General features: G+C 54.5%; 17 protein-coding genes. 8 read left to right on the top strand and 9 right to left on the bottom strand.

Features of this window, described 5'->3' with window-relative positions; genetic code table 11:
* Window positions 1-16 precede the first annotated feature (16 nt).
* Both BUE18_RS04560 and BUE18_RS04555 read left to right on the top strand, forming a co-directional pair.
* The gene (locus BUE18_RS04560) at window positions 17-262 is read left to right on the top strand and encodes a DUF6364 family protein (RefSeq protein ID WP_073473354.1); all 246 of its coding nucleotides are present in this window, start codon (window positions 17-19) and stop codon (window positions 260-262) included.
* On the top strand, window positions 259-642 hold the full coding sequence (locus BUE18_RS04555) for a type II toxin-antitoxin system VapC family toxin (RefSeq protein WP_073473351.1): 384 nt from the start codon (window positions 259-261) through the stop codon (window positions 640-642). The genes BUE18_RS04560 and BUE18_RS04555 overlap by 4 nt, the downstream gene beginning before the upstream one ends.
* 14 nt (window positions 643-656) lie before the next feature.
* On the opposite strand, the gene BUE18_RS04550 is transcribed toward BUE18_RS04555, so the two are convergent.
* The 7 genes from BUE18_RS04550 to BUE18_RS04520 form a co-directional block, all read right to left on the bottom strand.
* Window positions 657-2,729: an ABC transporter ATP-binding protein gene (locus tag BUE18_RS04550; RefSeq protein ID WP_170868267.1), complete on the bottom strand. Its 2,073-nt coding sequence runs from the start codon at window positions 2,727-2,729 to the stop codon at window positions 657-659.
* A gap of 23 nt (window positions 2,730-2,752) precedes the next feature.
* On the bottom strand, window positions 2,753-4,528 hold the full coding sequence (locus BUE18_RS04545) for an ABC transporter ATP-binding protein (protein WP_083610763.1): 1,776 nt from the start codon (window positions 4,526-4,528) through the stop codon (window positions 2,753-2,755).
* Window positions 4,529-4,556: 28 nt separating this feature from the next.
* The gene (locus BUE18_RS04540) at window positions 4,557-5,411 is read right to left on the bottom strand and encodes an EFR1 family ferrodoxin (RefSeq protein WP_073473346.1); all 855 of its coding nucleotides are present in this window, start codon (window positions 5,409-5,411) and stop codon (window positions 4,557-4,559) included.
* Between the two features lie 33 nt (window positions 5,412-5,444).
* The gene (locus BUE18_RS04535) at window positions 5,445-6,392 is read right to left on the bottom strand and encodes an SPFH domain-containing protein (RefSeq protein WP_073473343.1); all 948 of its coding nucleotides are present in this window, start codon (window positions 6,390-6,392) and stop codon (window positions 5,445-5,447) included.
* A 35-nt stretch (window positions 6,393-6,427) separates the two neighbouring features.
* Window positions 6,428-6,886 (bottom strand): NfeD family protein, encoded by a 459-nt coding sequence (locus BUE18_RS04530; protein ID WP_073473341.1) that lies wholly within the window; start codon window positions 6,884-6,886, stop codon window positions 6,428-6,430.
* Between the two features lie 28 nt (window positions 6,887-6,914).
* The gene (locus BUE18_RS04525) at window positions 6,915-7,814 is read right to left on the bottom strand and encodes an MBL fold metallo-hydrolase (protein ID WP_083610762.1); all 900 of its coding nucleotides are present in this window, start codon (window positions 7,812-7,814) and stop codon (window positions 6,915-6,917) included.
* 80 nt (window positions 7,815-7,894) lie between these two features.
* The gene (locus BUE18_RS04520) at window positions 7,895-9,532 is read right to left on the bottom strand and encodes a tetratricopeptide repeat protein (protein ID WP_139264608.1); all 1,638 of its coding nucleotides are present in this window, start codon (window positions 9,530-9,532) and stop codon (window positions 7,895-7,897) included.
* Window positions 9,533-9,741: 209 nt separating this feature from the next.
* Here BUE18_RS04520 and BUE18_RS04515 point away from each other — a divergent pair, with 209 nt between their 5' ends.
* From BUE18_RS04515 to BUE18_RS04490, 6 genes are all read left to right on the top strand, one after another.
* Complete coding sequence (locus BUE18_RS04515; RefSeq protein WP_073473333.1) at window positions 9,742-10,503, top strand: SDR family oxidoreductase; 762 nt, start codon at window positions 9,742-9,744, stop codon at window positions 10,501-10,503.
* A 108-nt stretch (window positions 10,504-10,611) separates the two neighbouring features.
* The gene (locus tag BUE18_RS04510; protein WP_244549283.1) at window positions 10,612-11,499 is read left to right on the top strand and encodes a GGDEF domain-containing response regulator; all 888 of its coding nucleotides are present in this window, start codon (window positions 10,612-10,614) and stop codon (window positions 11,497-11,499) included.
* Window positions 11,500-11,532: 33 nt separating this feature from the next.
* On the top strand, window positions 11,533-13,242 hold the full coding sequence (gene ade / locus BUE18_RS04505; RefSeq protein WP_073473328.1) for an adenine deaminase: 1,710 nt from the start codon (window positions 11,533-11,535) through the stop codon (window positions 13,240-13,242).
* Window positions 13,243-13,254: 12 nt separating this feature from the next.
* The gene (gene mtnA, locus BUE18_RS04500) at window positions 13,255-14,364 is read left to right on the top strand and encodes an S-methyl-5-thioribose-1-phosphate isomerase (protein ID WP_073473325.1); all 1,110 of its coding nucleotides are present in this window, start codon (window positions 13,255-13,257) and stop codon (window positions 14,362-14,364) included.
* 235 nt (window positions 14,365-14,599) lie between these two features.
* Window positions 14,600-15,661 (top strand): RT0821/Lpp0805 family surface protein, encoded by a 1,062-nt coding sequence (locus tag BUE18_RS04495; RefSeq protein WP_170868266.1) that lies wholly within the window; start codon window positions 14,600-14,602, stop codon window positions 15,659-15,661.
* A 168-nt stretch (window positions 15,662-15,829) separates the two neighbouring features.
* Window positions 15,830-16,483 (top strand): TetR/AcrR family transcriptional regulator, encoded by a 654-nt coding sequence (locus BUE18_RS04490; RefSeq protein WP_073473320.1) that lies wholly within the window; start codon window positions 15,830-15,832, stop codon window positions 16,481-16,483.
* A 77-nt stretch (window positions 16,484-16,560) separates the two neighbouring features.
* Here the strand turns inward: BUE18_RS04490 and BUE18_RS04485 are convergent, their stop codons facing one another.
* Together BUE18_RS04485 and BUE18_RS04480 are read right to left on the bottom strand one after the other, a co-directional pair.
* Window positions 16,561-17,817, bottom strand: coding sequence for a diguanylate cyclase (locus BUE18_RS04485; protein ID WP_073473317.1), 1,257 nt, complete (start codon window positions 17,815-17,817; stop codon window positions 16,561-16,563).
* A gap of 394 nt (window positions 17,818-18,211) precedes the next feature.
* A complete protein-coding gene (locus BUE18_RS04480; RefSeq protein WP_073473314.1) occupies window positions 18,212-19,021 on the bottom strand; it encodes a DUF3786 domain-containing protein in 810 nt (269 codons plus the stop codon).
* Between the last annotated feature and the right edge of the window lie 280 nt (window positions 19,022-19,301).

Here is a 19,301-nt window from a genome sequence, read left to right as displayed (position 1 = left end):
GAGAGGAGGACCTGCCGTGCATAAAAAACTCACTTTAAAAATGGATAACGCAGCCATTGAGGCGGCAAAATCATTTGGCAAGGCGAATCAGACATCCGTATCAAAGCTGGTTGAAACCTATTTTAAAACCCTCACGCATAATTCGGTTTCCGCTAACAGAATTCCAGGCGTTGTGGGCGAACTGGCCGGCATTCTAAAGGGCAAGGACGTCGACTATATTCAAAAAGACTACACAAACTATCTGGAATCCAAATACAAATGAAAACAGAGGGTGTTTTTCTTGACGCAGATGTGATTCTTGATTTGCTGATGGAACGGGAGCCGCACTTTGAGCCTGTCGGGAAGTTATTTTTGAAGATTCAAGATGGGGAAGTGTCTGCGTTTACCTCACCTGTTATTATTGCCGATTTGTTTTACATCCTGAACAGACATTTTGACCGGAAACTGGCTGTTCAATCTCTTTTAAAACTTACATCTCTGATTAAGGTCCTCTCCTCTGATCTTAAGGATTTTGAAGATGCTATCCAATACTATTCAGCCATGGCAGGAAATGTTCCCACTCTCATCACCCGTAATGTCAAGGACTACAAGGCTGCAGCCATAACCATTATGACTCCCGTGGAATATATCAGCAGTTGCTAATTGGCGGGCGTCCGCTAATTGGAAAGCACCTGACGCAATTTGTAGTAGTGGCCCTGTTTTGCCATGAGTTCGCTGTGGGTTCCGGTTTCCACAATCCGGCCCTGGCGCACCACCAGGATGTTGTCCGCCCTTTCCACGGTGGACAGGCGATGCGCCACCACCAGGGTGGTGCGCTTTCCCGCGATTTTCAGAATGGCTTTCTGGATGGCCCGCTCTGTCTGGGGGTCCACGCTGGAGGTGGCTTCGTCCAGGATGAGGATTTCCGTGTTATAGGCCAGAGCCCGGGCGAATGACAGCAACTGGCATTCCCCGGCGGACAGATTGATTCCCCGTTCCGCAATATGATGATCCAGGCCTTTATCCAGGTTGTACACAAACCCGGCTTCCGCCTGCTCCAGGGCTGCGGCGATTTTTTCCTCCGTGATTTCCGGATCGCCCAGAGTGATGTTGTCCCGGATGCTTCCCGCAAACAAAAACACGTCCTGCTGGATCAAGGCCATGTGGCTTCTGAGAGCCTTTAAATCCCAATCCCGCAGGTCTTTGTTCTCCAGCCGAACCTCGCCGGTCGCCGGATCGTAAAACCGGAACAGCAGGTGCATGAGCGTGGTCTTGCCCGAGCCGGTCCTGCCCACCAGGGCGATCATCTCGCCGGGTTTGGCGCTGAAGTTGATGTCCTGCAAAATGGGCTTGTCAGACTCGTAACAGAAGCTCACGCCGTCAAAGGCGGCGTCGCCCTTCACGTCTTTTACGGCTATTGGATTTTTTGCAAGGTCCAGGGTTTGGTCCTCGTCCATGAACTCAAAGATGCGCTCGGAAGAAGCCATGGCCGCCTGCATGATGTTGTATTTTTCCGCTATGTCCCGGAGCGGCCGGAAAAAGGTGCGCAAGTAGCTGATAAAGGCCACCACGGTTCCCAGAGTGGCCTGTTCGCCCAGGACGCGGCTTCCGCCGTACCAGATGATGATGGCCAGCCCCAGGTGGGAAAGGAATTCCATGACCGGCAGGAACACGCCGAAGACCCGCACTTGACGCATTCCAGCCAGGAAATTTTGCTCGTTGATTTTTTCGAACCGGGCCATTTGGTGGGCTTCCACCGCATAAAGCTGGATGGCCGCCATGGCGGCGAATCGCTCCTGGCAAAAGGAATTGATGGCCGACACCGTGGCCCGCAACTGGCGAAAGGCGTCCCGGGCCAGGGCGCTGAATAAAAAGGCGCAGATCACCACCACGGGAATCAAAGCGTAGCAGACCAAAGCCAGCCGCCAATCCATGTAGGCCATGACCACAATGATGCCCAAAAGCAGAAACATGTCCTTGAACACGGTCACCAGGACCGACTTGAACATTTCGTTCAGGTTCTCGATGTCGTTGGTGGCCCGGGTGACCAGCCTGCCCACGGGATGCTTGTCAAAAAAACTCAGGGACTGGGATTGAATGTGGGTGAACAAGGCCAGGCGCATGTCGGCCATAATGTTCTGCCCGGCTTTTTCCAGGAGGTTGTACTCCAGGTATCCCAAGTAGAAGGCGCCGGCGGCCAGCACCAGCAATAGCAGGCCCAGGTTCATCACGCCGGTCAGGTCCCGGGCGCGCAGCGCCGCCATTTCTCCGGCCGGCAGGCTGTTGACCAGAATCGTGGGGGCGAACCAGTCTCCGTCCTTTGCCTTAATGGAAGAGCTTTCCAGCTTCTCAAGGATGGGCAGGGTCCTGGCGGTGGGCGGAATTTTATAATAGGTTTCGGCAAGCACGCCGCCGGTTTCCAGGACGTTCATATCCATGGGATCCAGCTTGCGTGTATTGGTGTGGGAGATAAACCGTCCTTCATCCCGGGCGCCTGGCTGGAAAAGCCGGGCGTATTTTTCCACAATCGCCTGCTGCTCGACATCTCCGGCCTGGACCTTGTACCATGAGGCGATGATATACCGGTCAATGGCCATTTTGGAGACGTAAGGCGTCGCCAGGGTGAAAATGGTGATGCCCACGCTCACAATCAGGGCGATGAAGATTATGCGCAGATAAGGCCTGCCGTAGGGCCAGAGCCTTTTCAGCAAGTTGAGGTCGTAAGCCTTGCCCAGCTTACCCTCTTCCATATGTCCGAATTCTCCGCGCATGATTACAACCCGTTGCTCAGTTGCTGCCGCCGGTACAAAGCCGCGTACAGGCCGTTATGGTCGATTAATTCCCGGTGTTTGCCCGACTCAACGATGCGGCCCTTGTCCAGAACGAATATGTTGTCCGCCCGCTTTAGGGTGGACATTCGGTGCGTCACCAAAATGGTGGTCCTGCCCTGGCGATGGGACAAGAGTTGGTTGACGATTTTCTCCTCGGTCCGGGTGTCCACCATGGATAGGGCGTCGTCCAAAATCAGGATGGGCGGATCTTCCAGCATGGCCCTGGCCAGGCACAAACGCTGCCGTTGGCCGCCGGACAAGGTGATGCCCCGCTCGCCCACAAGGGTGTCCAGGCCGTGCTCCATTTCCAGGACTTCCTGGTCAAAGCTAGCCGCGGCCAGGGCTTCCAGGACTCTTTCCCGGGATATGTCCGGCCGGCCGAAAACCACGTTGGCTTCGATGGAGTCGGAAAAGACCGTGGCGATCTGGGTGACAAAGCCCAGGCTGCGCCTTAGCTGGCCCAGGGGGATGTCGTGCACGTCCCTGCCGTCGAAAAACACGGCGCCTTCGGGCGGATCCATAAGGCGCACCAGGGTATGCAGCAGGGTGCTTTTGCCGCAGCCCACCGGGCCTACAATGGCGGTGACGGAGCCTTTGGGGATTTCCAGGCTCAAATCGTCCAGGGCCGGGGCTTTTACGCCGGGATGATGGAAGTTCAGGGACTTAACGGAAATTCCGCCGTCCAGGATGAGTTTGCCGTCGTCCGGCGCCCGGCTGGTTATTTCCGGCATGGTGGTCAATATGCCGTTGATGCGCCGCATGGACGCGCCGCCGCGCTGCACCAGATTGGTTACCCAGCCCATGGCCATCATGGGCCATGTGAGCAGGTTGAGATACACGGTAAAGGCCACAAAATCGCCGATGCTGATCTGGTCCATAATGGCCAGCCTGCCGCCCAGGCCCACCACCACGGCCAGCCCCACGTTGGTGAAGATGGCCATGAGGGGATAAAACATGCCCAGGCTTTTGGCCAGACGCAGGTTCACCGCCACGTAATCCTGGCTTTTTTCGTGCACCCGCTGCCGGGTCCATTCCTCGCGGCCGTAGGCTTTCACCACCCGGATGCCGGCAAAGGCCTCCCGCACCCTTTCGGTCACATCGCCGAAACTGCGCTGGGTGGCTTCGTATCCGGCGGCCATTCTGCGGCTGAAGCGCCTGCTCGCCAAGACAACCAATGGGGCGGGAATCATGGCGATAAGTGTCAGAAGCGGGTGGATGTAAACCATGATGCAAATGGCCGCGCCGGCCATGAGCGTGCCGTCCAGCAGGGAAACCAGGCCGATGCCCGTGGCCATGCGGATGGAGTTGATGTCGTTGGTGGACCGGGCCATGAGGTCGCCGGTGGGCATGTCCTGAAAAAAGGAAGCGGAAAGGGTTTGGATGTGGCCGTACAGGCGGGCGCGCAGGCCCCGCTCCACGATCCGGGCGTGGCCCAGCAAAAGGGTGCGCCAGATGTACCGCACCGCGCCTGCAATACCGGCCAGGCAGAGAATCAGCAATGCATAGGATAGAAGATCGGACGCCGCGGCGACCCTGCGTGAGAGGGCGTCCACGGCGTCTTTGATGATAAAGGGCATGTAAAGCTGGATCCCGTCCACAAGGGTCAGGCACAGGAGTCCCACAGCCAGGCCCTTCCAGTTATCCACAAAGGCCTTTTTAAGGGGGGCGAACTCTCTGAATGCTTCCCTAAAGGAAAGGCGTTTGGACTCTTTCTTCAATTAAACCTGGCTGCTGTTTGCAAAATATTTAGACCATAATCCGGGTCCCCGGATTCTTAACTACCTTTTTCAAGCCTCTTAACACGCCGGCCATTGCGGACAAGTTCACGGTCCTAGCCTGGGACTTGCAGGTCCACAAGCACTGATAGCACCGATAGCACGTATCGTGGTTGGTCGTGATCTTGCCGTTTACCGAACGGATGCTTCCCGTCGTGCAATTTTCGACGCACATACCGCAATCCTTGCAGGATTCCTCCACCCACGTCACCTTGGGCAGGGCTTTTTTCTGCATGGACACCGGCATCAGGCCGTCCAAAAATGTAATCACAGGCTTGGGGGAGCGCAAGTCTTTAATATTAAAGTCCTGAACGCCGCTTTCCACCTTGGAGGCCGCGGCGCGCACGGCGGCCCGAAAATCCGCCAAAACCTGTTGGTCCGGCTGGCCTTTGCCAAAGTCTTCGTACAGATCTCCCAGGCGTTGGTCCGGAGTCATCTTGAAATTATGGGGCGAAAGCACGGAGGCGCCGCCCAGCACCTTGGCGCCCTTTTTCTCCACTTCCACGGCCAGTTGGTGCGGAGCGTTTCCATCGAAAACCGTGCCGTAGGTTAAAAAAACAAAGGCCCCGGCGCCCGGAAAATTGGGGAGTTTGCGAATCATTTCCATAGCCGGCACCGGCACTTGCCAAAAATGAATGGGCGTGCCCATCAAAAGCAGGTCCGGGTTTCCTCCGGGAAAAATTTTGGGGGCTTTTTCCAAAGGCGTCTGATTGACCGCCCAGCCCATATCCTCCAAAGTCGCGGCCGCCTCTTTCGCCAGGGTGGCGGTGTTGCCCGTGTTGGAATGATAAATTACCAAGGCCGTACGTTGCTTCTCCTGTGTCATGCTTTCCCCTCCATTAGCGCAAGCATTCTATGATTATTGGCCCATTGTTTTCGTATCTTTTAAAACCGAACTGATGGCCGCCAACACGCCTGACACGTCGGACAGGTCCGTGGGGACGATCATGGTGTTGTTTTCCTTGGCAAGTTTGCCGAATTCCTGGAGATAGCCTTCCGCAATGCGCAGGTTCACGGCGTTCATGCCGCCCTCCTGATTGATGGCGTCGGCGATTTCCCGAAGCCCTCGGGCGGTGGCCGCGGCGATGCGCAGAATCTCCTGGGCCTTGCCGTCCGCCTCGTTGATCCTTTTTTGCTTTTCGCCCTCGGACCGTTCAATAAGCTCCTGTTTATCGCCTTGAGCCCGGTTGATCTTGGCCTGCTTTTCGCCCTCGGACTCGGCGATCATGGCGCGCTTCTCCCGCTCGGCGCGCATTTGCTTTTCCATGGCGTCCTTGATGCTTTTGGGCGGCAGGATGTTCTTCACCTCGTACCGGGTGACTTTCACTCCCCAGGGGTCGGATGCCTTGTCCACGGCGTCCACAATGGCGTTGTTGATGGAGTCGCGCTCCTCAAAGGTCTTGTCCAAATCCAGCTTGCCGATGACGCTCCGCATGGTGGTCTGAGCCAATTGGGTGGAGGCGAACTGGTAATTGTTGATTCCGTAGGAAGCCTTGACCGGATCCACCACCTGAAGGTACAAAATCCCGTCCACTTCCACGGCGATGTTGTCCTTGGTGATGCACGCCTGGGGCGGCACGTCGATGGCTTGTTCCTTCAAGGTGTGTTTGTACTCCACAACGTCTATAAAAGGGATTAAAAAATGGAAGCCGGCTTCCAGGGTCTTTCTGTATTTTCCTAAACGCTCTACGATGAAGGCTGATTTTTGGGGCACGACGCGAGCTGTTTTCCAAAGCGTAACAGCCACCAGGATGAGTGTACCCACAATAATGAAGGCCATGATTATGCTGAAAGGACTTTGGGGCATAGGTTTTCTCCTTTTGTATGATGTACGTAATCTCGTTAATTGTCCTTAATGGGCTTAACCAACAGGGTAAGGTTGTCCTGCCTGACGATCTCCACAGGCTGGGATTCTTCGATCAATTCATCCGCCACGGCGTTCCAACGCGTGCCCCGGAACTCCACTTTGCCCGTAAAACCCGGCTTGATTTCTTGAACGGTGATTGCTTTTTGGCCCACGAGCTCATCGCTGTTAAAAGAGCTTTCTCCGTCCATAGCGTTCCCTACAAAGGTTTTTTGCACCCATGTCCGCAAAAAAACCAAAGAAAGAACCGAGGAGATCAAAAACACGAATAACTGGGTGTTCAACGAGGCGTCAAATACCGCGCACATGGCGCTCACCACCCATGCGCCAATGCCGAAAAAAATCAAAATAATGCCCGGCGCGGCAAATTCCGAAAGAATCAGAGCCAGGCCAATGATAAACCAAATTAAAACCGGGCTGGTAATTGCTTCGATCATGGGCGGGTCCTTTCTTTTTATAAGCCGATCAGGCTTCCAAAGCCCTTTTTAGCAAAAGGCTGGTGTAGGACATCAGATTTTCGTCAGGAAAAAGCTCGAACATGCCAAAGGCGTGCATTTTATGAGCCCAATCCAGAGCGACCTGGTCTTCCGTGCGGCCCTGGGCCAGCTGCTCTTTCATGTCCGCTTGCATCTCAAAGGTTGCTGCGATAGCGCGGTCCAGAAAAGCCTGGCAGTCGTCCGCGCCTTCTACAACCAGGTCGTGCCCAAGAGCGAGCCTTTCGGGATTGGTCGCTTTGAGCGTTCTTAAAGACTCTACAAACTGTTCAAAACTATAGAAAAACATGGGATAGACCTGGGTCAGGCCGCCCCCCAGGCCGGCCGCATCCGACATAAGCAGGGTTTTGTCCGGCTCCACAAAAAAAGACAGGCTGCCCGGCGAGTGGCCGGGCGTTGCAATGGCCTCTATCGTCACTCCGCCAAGATCCAAAACCTGGCCAGGCTCTATGATCTCGTCCAGTACCATGGGTTCGGGCGGAAGCATTTCCGGGCTGGAATCGACCAGTTTCAGGCCCAGCAACACATCCCCGAACACCTTATCCTCCACGACAAACTTGGTCATGACCTTTTCTTTGGCCAGAATGTCCGCCGCGATCCGCGAGCCGGCGATAATGAGTTCAGGGCTTTCTTTTTTCAGGGTCACAAAGCCGCAAACGTGGTCCGAATGCTCGTGAGCCACCAGCAGGTATTTTAGCGGAACTTCCACGCCAATTTCCTGAAACTGGGCCATGGCCATGGGGGCGGCGCACGACAGGCTGCCCTCCACCAAAGCGCATTCCTTGTTTCCTTTGACTAAAAAAATCGGGTATCCCTGATTTACGAGTATCCATACATGTTCGGAAAATTGTTTCGGGTACATCTCTGCCATGATTGCTGCTTTCCCCTCCTTTTAGGCCTTGGCGCCTTACCGGGTTTCTCCGGCGCCAAGCCCCGGCCTAAATGATTATGCTATGGCGTAATCAAAAAACGATAGCTTTGGCCTCCCAAATCAAGAGTTTTACCGAAGCCTATGTGCTCCGTCTCCGAATTTATCTTCCCGTCCCCGTCAATGTCCAGATAAATGCCGTCATTGGTAAAATCCCCGTCATTGATCCGGGTGTCCGCAAGATACGCTGTGTAGGTCTGATCCTGGATGGCCGCCGAGCCCCGCAACTGGGTCTGGCTGTAATGGCTTGCCGCGCCGTCCCAGTCGCTTTCCCTCATGTAAAACCAGATTATAAACGATTCTTCGCCCTTGTACCGCTGGTGAATTGTGGAAAACGGAATGCTGACGGCGGCTGCAAAAAACCCGGTTCCCTGATTCAGGATAGGGGGGCCGTCGTCCGAAAGGTCTCCGTTCCGGTTTTTATCAAAATAGATGACGGGGTGGGGGCCGGAGCTTCTGTCCAGGGCGAAATAATAGGTGAAGCGGGGTACGCCCAGTTCCATGGCGCCGTACCGGCGCTCTATGCCCTGGTAATCCGGCTCTTTTATGATCCCGTCAGGCCTTATGGGCGAGAGGGGGTCCGTGCCCGGAATCCATGCGCCGTTGGGGCCTTTGGAGCTTGGCCGGACCGGCTTGAATTTAAGGGCGATTGAAAGGTTGACCACCTGGCTGCCGTCATCGTCGTAAACGGGCTTGGGGGGAGGATCATGCACTTTCCGAAAAGCCCTGGCCTTTTCCAGCAGGTCGGCGGCCTCCCCGCTCTTTCCGATGGAATCCAGAAAGCGGACTTTGTCCAGCATGAGGCTGATGGAATTGCCGTTGCCTTCACCGCGTTGAAGGTCCCAAATCCTGATGGCGTCGTCGTACATGGCTTCCACGTTATCCAGACGCCCCTGCCTGATTTGTATCCGAATCAGGCCTTGCTTTGCATGGGCCACGCCCATGTCGTCAGGTTTTTTCTGATCTTCAGCTTCTTTCAACGCCATCAAAAAATAGACTTCCGCCTCGTCTTCCCGGTCCTGTTTTTCCAGGGCGAAAGCCAGATTGTTGTACGCCCCTATGAGAGCTCTGGAAGCCAAAGACTCGGACTTCTGAATGAGGGATAAGGCCTGGCGAAAATCCTTCTCCGCCTGCTCATAGTCCGCCTCGCGAAAAGCAAGGGTCCCGTGTTTGGTCAGCTCCAGAGCTTTTTGGTCGACGGTTTTCTCCTTATGCGCCTGGGGAGGCTTCCTTGCATCCGCCTGATTCCCGGCGATTTCGGCCTTTCTTTCTTTTTCCGACTGCTCCAAGGCGGCCCTTTGGGCCTTTCGGGCTTCATGCTCCCTGGCCTGGTGCGCCCTGAACACCACAAAAATGCAGGCCATGACCAATACGAGCACGATCATAAACGCGGCTACAGAAAAGGTTTTCGGCCCGGCTTGTTTATAATTCGGCAATTTGGGCGGTTCAGGGGGAGGAGGAGGCGCATCGCTGCCGGACCGATACTCTTGCCAAGACGGCGACGGCTGACCGGCCAGGTAGTCCTTCACCTCGGGCGCCGTAAACTCCATGCCTCCAGAGGATTTATCCGCGCTTTTTTTGGTAAGCAGGCGAATCAGGGCGATCAGGATTATCGCCCAAACAACTGCAAGGACAACCCATAAGACAATCGAGACACCCATTATTTCATTCGGCAAATGCTGAAAGTCCATAGCCTTCTTATCCTTTCAGGCCGGGCCTTGACGCCGGCCGGAAGCCCCATCAAAAAAACTTTGGAACTCTACTATGATTGACAAGCTAGCCGACTTGGCGCCATTATAATCCAACTGTGAAAACCGCCTCTTCCAACAAGCAGGCATGCCCTTCATATATTCAATCAAGGAGGTTCAGTATGGTAGATTTTTCCCTTAAAGGCAAGTATGCACTTATCACCGGGGCCAGCAGAGGCATTGGTGAAGCTATTGCCATGGCCTTGGGGCAGTACGGCGCCCACTGCATTCTGGTGAGCAGAAAAATGGAAGCCTTGGAAGCCGTGGCCGCCAAAATGAAGGAAAAGGGCTACGAAGCCACCCCTATCGCCTGCAACATGGGTTATGTGGATAAAGTGGATGCTTTGTTTGCGGAAGTTAAAGAACGGTTCGGCAAGATAGACATTCTGGTCAATAATGCGGCCGCCAATCCGTACTTTGGAGATATGCTGGGCGCTGACGAGGGGGTTTGGGACAAGACCTGGGCGGTTAACGTCAAAGGCCCCTTTTTTATGATTCAATACGCCGCCAAACTCATGATGGAAACCCAGACCAAGGGCGCCATCGTCAACGTGGCCTCCATCGCCGGCATCAGACCTGCGGAGTTCCAGGGCATCTACTCCACCACCAAGGCCGCCCTTATCCATTTGACCAAGGCTTACGCCAAGGAGTTGGCGCCCCACGGAATTCGCGTCAACGGCCTGGCCCCCGGCCTGACGGAAACCAAGTTCGCCAGCGCTTTATTCACCAATAAAGAGATCTACGATCATGCAACTTCCGCCATTCCCATGCATCGCCACGCCGTTCCGGAGGAAATGGCCGGAACCGTGTTGTATCTGGTGTCGGACGCTTCTTCCTTCACCACGGGGGAAGTTATTGTCGTGGACGGCGGTATGGTAATTTAATATTATCCTAATCACCCCATGTTATTTACTTACTATCAGCCCATTGGGCCTCTCGGAACGTAAAGAATAGTGGAAAAAAAAAGCATTCCATTGGAAAGCGTTTTGATAGTGGATGATGACAAACCGGCTCGTGAGGCCCTGTACGAAATGGTCCTCACGGCCGGTTATAAAGCCGCTGCAGCGCCGAGCGCTGAAAGCGCCCTTGAAATACTAGCAAGGCATCCCGTCGAACTGGTCCTGACAGATATCCACATGCCGGACATGAACGGGCTGGAATTGACGGCCGCCGTCAAGGAGCGTTTTGACGCGGACGTCGTGGTCCTGACCGGTTTTGCGGACAGCCATACTTATGAGGAAGCAATAGGAAGGGGCGCCAGCGACTTTTTATTGAAGCCCGTAAGACTGCCGGAGTTAAAAGCGCGCATTCAGAGAGTTTTTCGGGAGCGAAGACTCTGGAAGGAACGCGAAGCCTTGATGGAGCAGTTGAAAAAACTGTCCATCACGGACGGGCTGACCAACTTGTATAACCGGCGGCATTTTTACAGGCAGTTAAGCACGGAGGCCAACCGCGCGGAGCGTTACGGACGGGTGCTGTCCCTCTTGTTTTTCGACGTGGACTCCTTTAAAAAGTTTAACGATACGTACGGGCATCTTGCAGGGGACGAGGCTTTAAAAAGCATCGCCCGGGCCACGGAAAACTGCCTGCGCGTGGCGGATTCCATTTTTCGATACGGCGGCGAGGAGTTTGCGGTTTTATTGCCTGAAACCTCCGGCGAACAGGCGATTATTGCAGGCCAGCGCCTGAGAAACGACATTGATCAGCTTCGCCTGGCAATTAGTGAAGAAGAGACGGCCAAAGTCACCGTCAGCATAGGAGTTACCGAGTTTTCCCCCGGAGAGGAAATGGAGCGTTGCGTAAAGCGGGCCGACATGGCCATGTACAACTCCAAACGAAGCGGGGGGAACCAGGTCCAGTTTATCCCGCCGGATGAATAATTTTCTACCCCTTATTTTGGAACATCAAACACAATGATAGACGATCAAGTTATTGCCGCCGCCAGGGGAGACATCCCTTGCGACCTTGTTTTAAAAAACGCACAGATAGTTAATGTTTTTTCAGGCGAAATTCAAAAAGGGCACGTGGCCGTCCATGGCGGCAAGGTTGCAGCCCTTGATTCCCGCGACGCCAAAATAACGATTGACCTTCAGGGGCGATTTTTAACCCCCGGCCTTATTGATGCGCATGTTCATATTGAAAGCTCCATGGTCAGCCCGTATCAATACGCCCGGACGGTTATTTTGCACGGAACCACGGCCGTCATCGCCGATCCCCACGAGATCGCCAACGTGATGGGCGTGGACGGCGTTTCATACATGCTTCAAGCAGCGGAGGGAGCGCCCGTCGGCATTTTCTACGCCGTTCCCTCGTGCGTGCCGGCCACACACCTGGAGACGGCAGGCGCCTCCCTGGAGACCAAGGACATCCTGCCGTTTCTGGAACATCCGAAAATCGTGGGTTTGGCCGAAATGATGAATTTCCCGGGCGTCATCCACCGCGATCCGGAAGTGCTGGCAAAAATGAACGCCGCAAAATCGCATGGAAAAACCGTGGACGGCCACGCGCCGGGTTTATCGGGCGCTGATTTGCAGGCCTATCTGGCCGCCGGAGCGGCAAGCGATCATGAGTGCACCACCCCGGAAGAAGCCCTGGAGAAGTTGGCCAGCGGCATGCGCATCATGATCCGCCAGGGGACGGGCGCCAAGAACCTGAACGACCTGCTGCCCATCGTCACGGAGCAAAACAGCCGCAGAATCATGTTCTGCTCAGACGACAGGCATCCCCACGACCTTTTGGAAAAGGGCCACATCAACATCATGGTCGCCCGGTGCATCCGGCAGGGCGTGGACCCGGTGACGGCGATCCGCATGGCCAGCCTGAATACGGCGGAATATTTCGGTCTGCGGGACAGGGGCGGAATCGCCCCCGGCATGCGGGCGGATTTTTTGGTAACGCCTGATCTCGTGGATTTCCATGTTCAGGACGTTTACTCAGCCGGCGTCAAGGTTGTGGAAGACGGCTGCAGCCTGCCGTCCCCCATGGACCCGCCGCCCAGGCCCCAGACCAGTTCCATGAACGTAAACGTGGACAGCCTGAATTTCACCATCAAAGCCGGATCGGGAAAAGCCCGCATCATCAAGCTGGTTCCCGGCCAGGTGGTGACCGCGGCTATGACAGGGGATGTATTGCAAAAGAATTGCGAGGCCCTTTCGGACCCCGCTGTGGACATTCTGAAAATCGCCGTTGTGGAGCGCCATAAAGGGACCGGAAACATTGGGCTTGGATTCGTCAGCGGCTTTGGATTGCAAAAAGGCGCCCTGGCTTCCAGCGTGGCCCACGACTCGCACAATATCATTGTGGTCGGAGTGGACGACGCTGACATGAAAGCCGCCGTTAAGGCCGTAGCGGACATGGGCGGCGGGCTTGCGGCGGCAGCGGGCGGGAAAACTTTATCCGTCTGCCCCTTGCCCATAGCGGGCCTCATGAGCGACCTGCCCATGGAACAGGTAAGGCATAGCCTGGACGCTTTGATGAAAACAGCCGGAGAGTTGGGAGCCAAGGCGGAAGATCCGTTCATGAGCCTTAGTTTTTTAGCGTTGCCGGTTATTCCTGAGTTGAAAATTACGGACAAGGGTTTGGTGGACGTCAACCTCTTTAATTTTGTTTCACTTTTTGAATAAAGGTCTGAAATCATGAATGTCAATGGAAAGTGGTACAGGGCCATATGGCCTAATGAGCACGACCCGGAAACCGTCGAGATTATTGACCAGCGCAAACTTCCGCACCGGTTTGAAATTGTGGGCCTGACCACCGCGGAAAAAACCATCCAGGCCATTCGCGACATGTACGTGCGCGGCGCGCCCTTGATCGGGGCCACGGGCGCCTGGGGAGTTTACCTTGCCGTGGTTAACATGAAGGACGCGGACAATCCTCTCCAATATCTCAAGGAGGAGTGCTTTAAAATCGGCAACGCCAGACCCACCGCCGTCAACCTGGAGTGGGCGGTGAAAGCCATGGAAACGGCGATCCTTGAAAAACCAAACGCGGAAGATTGGCTTAAGGCCGCCTGGTTTAAAGCCATTGAGATTACGGAGGCGGAAGTGGAGAATTGCCGGCAGATAGGCTTGCACGGATCTCCGCTTATTGAGGAAATCAGCAAAAAGAAGAACGGCAAGACGGTCAACATTCTCACGCACTGCAATGCGGGGTGGCTGGCCTGCGTGGATCACGGAACCGCCACAGCGCCCATTTACGCCGCCTTTGACAAGGGGATTGACGTGCATGTCTGGGTGGACGAAACCCGCCCCCTGAACCAGGGCTCCAGGCTCACCGCATGGGAACTGGGACAGCATGGAGTTCCCCACACCGTCATTACCGATAACGCCGGCGGGCACTTGATGCAGCACGGCAAGGTGGATATGGTGATCGTAGGTACGGACAGAACAACCCATACCGGAGACGCGGCCAACAAAGTGGGAACCTACCTGAAAGCCCTGGCCGCCAAAGACAACAATGTTCCCTTCTACGTGGCTTTGCCTTCCAGCACCATTGATTGGGAGCTAAAAGACGGCGTAAAGGACATCCCCATTGAAAACAGGGACCCGGACGAAGTCAGAAAAGTGTGGGGCCTGCACGACGGCCATCTGGTGGACGTACTGGTTCCGCCGGAGGACAGCCCGGCCCTTAATGTGGCTTTTGACGTGACTCCCGCCCGCTTGGTAACCGGTCTTATTACGGAAAGAGGGCTGTGCAAGGCTTCGGAAGACGGCGTGCGGTCGCTTTTTCCCGACAAAATGAAATAGCCTGCCATTTATGCTTTTCAAAAGAGGGGAATGCCTGGATTTGGGTCTTCCCTTTTTTTTGCTTCTGCGATTCCCAAGCCGCCGCGCCGTCGCCCACCCTGCTTTCCAGGGCCTGAGCCCGGAAGGGCTTTCCCCCCTCCGTCCGGCCTTAAAGATTTTTGCCCACACGGCGCAATATATGTTATGCATTAGATTTCATGGAAATATTGACGCTAATATCAAGTGGAGAATCTGCATGGAGAAGGGCGGAAAGATCGGAGTCATCCTATTATCGGCCAGCTTGTTTTTTCTCGGCCTGTCCATTTTTTATTTTTCCTTTAAGGTCTCTCAAATCCATGGGCAGATTCCCCAACTGTTAGCCCAGGTGGAGTCCACCAGCCAGCGCATAGAGCCCGTGGTTCTGGAGGTTGCTCAAATTCGGGAGCAGGTTCCGGACATCATAAAAGAGGTGGAACAGGTGCGCATTACCGTAGACAAGGCCATTGCCGAGGTGGAGGCTTATCGGGCGATTATTCCGGAAATTACGGCTGAGGCGGGCAGAATCCGGGAGCAGATTCCTCCTGTGCTGGAAGAGGTGGAAGCCACCCGGAAGATGATCCTGGCCATAGCGCCCCCGGATCCGGAGCGTAAAAAGAAGCCCAAGGCCTCCATGCCGGAAATTCTTGCGGAAGTGCGGCAGGTGCGGGAGACAGTCCCGAAGATCCTGGCGGAGTCCAGGGCGATCAGGGAGGACGCGCCGAAGGTCATAGCCAGCCTGGACAAGGCGTCCGACGCGGTTCAGGCCGCTTCCAAGGAGATGAGAGAAACGCGGCCGCTCGTCCCCGGCATATTGGAGGAAGTGAAAACCACCCGGGAGGCGCTGCCGGACCTTTTGGATCAGGCCGAGGCAATCACCCAAAACGCCCGCCAGGTTGGGGAGGAAGCCGGCCAGGGCGCCGTGGGCGGCATGATTACCGGAGTGCTTACCTCGCCCCTGCGACTCATGGAGTCCATGGGCTCCACCTTTACCGGCTGGATATGGCCGGATGAACTGAAGGCCCTGACCGAGGAAGACAAAAGGCTGCTGGCTCAAAAATCGGCGGAAATCGTCGACAAAGATAAAATCGGAACCCTTAGAACATGGAAAAATGCCAAAAGCGGCAATCACGGAACTATCAAACTTCTGGCTAAAGCGGATGAAAATGGAAAGGAATGCAGGCTCTTGGAATTCAAAGGGGAAGTGGGAGGAGAAAAGCAAAACCTGATCCTAAGACTTTGCAAGGATGAAAAAGGCGCATGGTCCGTCAGTGAAACATAATTCGCCTCGGAATAAGCCCGCGCAGAAGGCGGCCTTTTTGCCCCCAGCGCCTCCATTTTTCATGGGAGCTTGATTTTTCCCTTTCGGACGGGTAGATAATGGCCTTTGCGCCTCCCTGGCAAATGGGCCGGGAGGCATTTTATCAGCTAATTATGCGAAGGAAAGTTCATGTCGCTCAAAAGGGCCGTCAGTGACGGAGACAAACAAAAAAAACGCCAACTGATCATTGATACGGCCGCCAGGCTATTTCGCTCTTCCAATTTTCAGGACATAAAAATGATTGATGTGGCCAAAGCCGCCGGCATGGCCAAAGGAACGGTTTTTCTTTATTTTAGGACCAAGGAAGAGGTTTTTCTGGAGCTTTCCAAGCAGAATTTTTCCGTATTTTTCACCCAGGCCAACGCGGCTTTGGAACAGGCCCTTGTTTCGGAAGAACCGCGATCGGTGGATACATTCTCTGATTCAGTGACCGCCATTTTGGAAATGGCCCCTCTCATGCGTCCTTTGGCGTCCATCACCAGCGCCATCCTGGAGCAGAACATCAGCTATGAAGCGGCTCTGGAGTATAAAACCTTTTTAAACTCCAACCTGGAAAAAACCGGAAATATGATCGAGCAGTATTTCCCGGCGTTGAAGCCAGGCGCCGGCGTGAAGATCCTGGTTTGGAGCTTTAGCCTGATGATCGGTCTGCAGCAGCTTTCCGAGCCTTCGGAAATTTGCAAGGAAGTCATGTCCAAGGCGCCTCTGCCCCATTTGGACATGGATTTTCACGAGGAATTCTGTAACGTACTCAGGATATTGCTTGCCGGCTTGGGGTGTTGAATTTTTTTAAGGCGAAAGTGCGCTTGATTTTTTCTGAATTGCTCCGCATCTTCGCCTGTCGCCAAGAGGGTGCGGCGCTAGCACGCAGTAACCAGTTGCACATTATTTTTACCTGCACATTTGGCCTGCCGCAGCATTTGGTCCGCCTTCTTGATCATGATGTCCAGGGAGTCGCATAGCTCTGTGCAGGCGCCCACGCTGATGCTGACATTGACCTGTTGGCCGTCCACTTCTATGTATTTATTCTCTACGGCCGTGCGGATCCTCTCCAGGAGCGCGGGCATTTCATTTTTGTCGGGATTCGCCATGATTATACAGAACTCGTCCCCGCCGAATCGGGAGACGATGTCGGTTTCCCGGAAAGACTCCATGAGGGTGTCGGCCACGGTTTTAAGCACCTCGTCCCCCGCATCATGGCCGAAGGAGTCGTTGACGCTTTTGAATTCATCCACGTCCAGCATGGCTACGGCAATGACCGTTTGATCGCGCATCGCCGAGGCATAGAGTTTTTGGCCGTATTCAAAGAAGGATCTGCGGTTGAACAGGTTGGTCAGGTAATCCCGGCTGGAAAGCTCCTTAACCCGTTTGATATGCCGCAGCAAATCGATGTTCTGGGTGATTCTGCAATAAAATTCCTCTGTTAAAAAAGGCTTGTTCAAAAAGTCGTTGGCGCCGCTTTTGATAAATTGGGCGGAAATCATGCCGCCGCCCTCCGTAGACACCCCAATGATGGCCAGTTGATCCCGGTTGTAGCGCCTGCGCAACTCATTGGTAAGGGCTATGCCGTCCATTTCCGGCATGTAGTAGTCTATGATCGCCATGCGGATGTCCGGATGCTCTTGCATAATCTCCAAGGCTTCCCGGCCGTTTTCCGCCTGAAAAATCTGGTATTGCCTCACCGAAAGCAGTTCCGAGGCCATGGCCCGAAAAACCCGGGAGTCGTCCACGACCAGAACTTTGGTTTCTCGAGCGTGAAAAATATGACGAATCAGGGAAATGAGGTACTCAATGCTTTCGGGGCCGCCTTTGAGGACGTAGTCGACCACCCTCTTGGACCAGATAAAGTCCCGGGCGTCATCCTCAAAAATTCCGGAAAAAACAATGGAGGGAACGTTCCAGGCCAGGACGCAGTCCAGAATCTCGCCATCCGAGGCGTCCGGCAGGTTATAATCCAAAACGCTGACGCAAAAATCGCCGTTGTGCTTCTCAAGCAATGCCTGGGCGTCGGCCATGGTTTGGGCCCACATGACCCGGCACTCGAACTCGTCCTCTATGGCGGCTTTGACAGTATCCCCAAACAAGGGGCTGTCTTCCACCAGCAACACCTTCTTCATGGGTTCCTCGCGGAGGGTTGTATTCTTCCTTAAGGAGGATAAACAACTAATAGAAAAATGGTAAATATAAGGATCCGCGGCTGTTAAAAACGCATGCGGCCGCCGGCGGCGGCTTCTTGATCCGGCGTCAATTTTCCCCTTTTTTGGCGAAAGATTAGCATGAAAAAACAGTGGTGTCCATGCCCGGAAATCCTGGCGCGGCGGGTTGCGGTGAGAATTTTATGGAAGGAACGCCGGTTTTTCCTGGGGCTTAATGCCTTAGAGGCAGCATAGCCGCTTTCATATTGATAAAAACCAGAAATTAACCCCCAAATACATCAAAATACATCACTTTACAAAAAGGGTCCGAGGCGCGCCCGGACCCTAAAACCCTCAGCTGAACTCCAATGTAATTTTATACGGCCACGCCATGGCGCAAAGCCAGCTTTTCGAACATGTTCCCAAGGCCTCCGCTCAGGGTGTACAAAGCCTGCGTCGGGAGGTTTTTGTTTGCGTTGCCGTCAAAAAGCAGGTTGAAGTTGGACTCCATGCCGTCTTCCGGCCTCCAGTAGCAAACCATAATGGGAACCTTGGGCAAAACCTGCAGGACCACGGAGATGTCCGATTGATATGCCGGTTCAACCTCCTTGCCGCCGAAAAGGTCCACCATGTCGGCGAAGAGATCGGGATAGGCGTCCGCCACCTTTCTTATGGGCTGTTCAACCCTTTGGACGAACAAGCCATATAAGGGCCGCCCTCCCTCCAACTCCCGCAGGGAAATCCATTCCCCGGAGGGCTCCACCCCCTGACCCTGAAGCACGTAGGCGAAAAATGGCGCCGCCACCCAGGGGTTGACATGGATGTCTGTATGGATTTTGCCCGCGTTGTCCACGCCAAAGTCTTTTCCCAGGATTTTAAGGATCAACCGGCCGTTGGCGTAGCGTCCGCCAAGGACCTTGGCCCTGGCCTCAAGATCCACATCCTTCATTTGCGCCCGAAACTCCTCCAGGGCTTTGTTCATTTCCTCGCTGGGATCTACGGTTTTGGCCGGAGCCCCGCCTTCAGCCTCGGCCACGGCCGGGTCCAAACGAGGGCAGTCGCTCAGGTGGTTTCGGCCCTGAAAAACAGCCGCTGCAAAGGCCATGCATGTGGGATATCCGCATTCCCTGCAATTGGATTTTTCAAGCAGTTTGTAAATGTCTACCGTGCTTTTTTTTCCGCTCATATTTTTTTCTCCCTACAAACCAGGATTAGTGCTTTGTCTCCATATAATAGAATCATTAATTCGTCTCGATGCAATCCCCCATATGGGGGAGGAATGGTGGATTTTGTTTTTTTTGGGGGATCAAGCCAGCCCACAAAGGCGCCGATAATAAGAAAAGGCGCCGGATTGGATTGCAAATACTAAAGGGAACCCTCTCCTATTTGAAGGATGATAGGAATGATTGCCATTATTTTGACAAGCACGGATTCCTGTACTTCGCAAAAATCGCCCCATTCCAGCC

This window comes from Desulfatibacillum alkenivorans DSM 16219 (assembly GCF_900142135.1).
In the GTDB taxonomy this organism is placed as follows: Bacteria; Desulfobacterota; Desulfobacteria; order Desulfobacterales; family Desulfatibacillaceae; genus Desulfatibacillum; species Desulfatibacillum alkenivorans.
The sequence above is the reverse complement of the archived record's forward strand: the minus strand, read 5'-3'. Positions and strand labels throughout refer to the sequence as shown.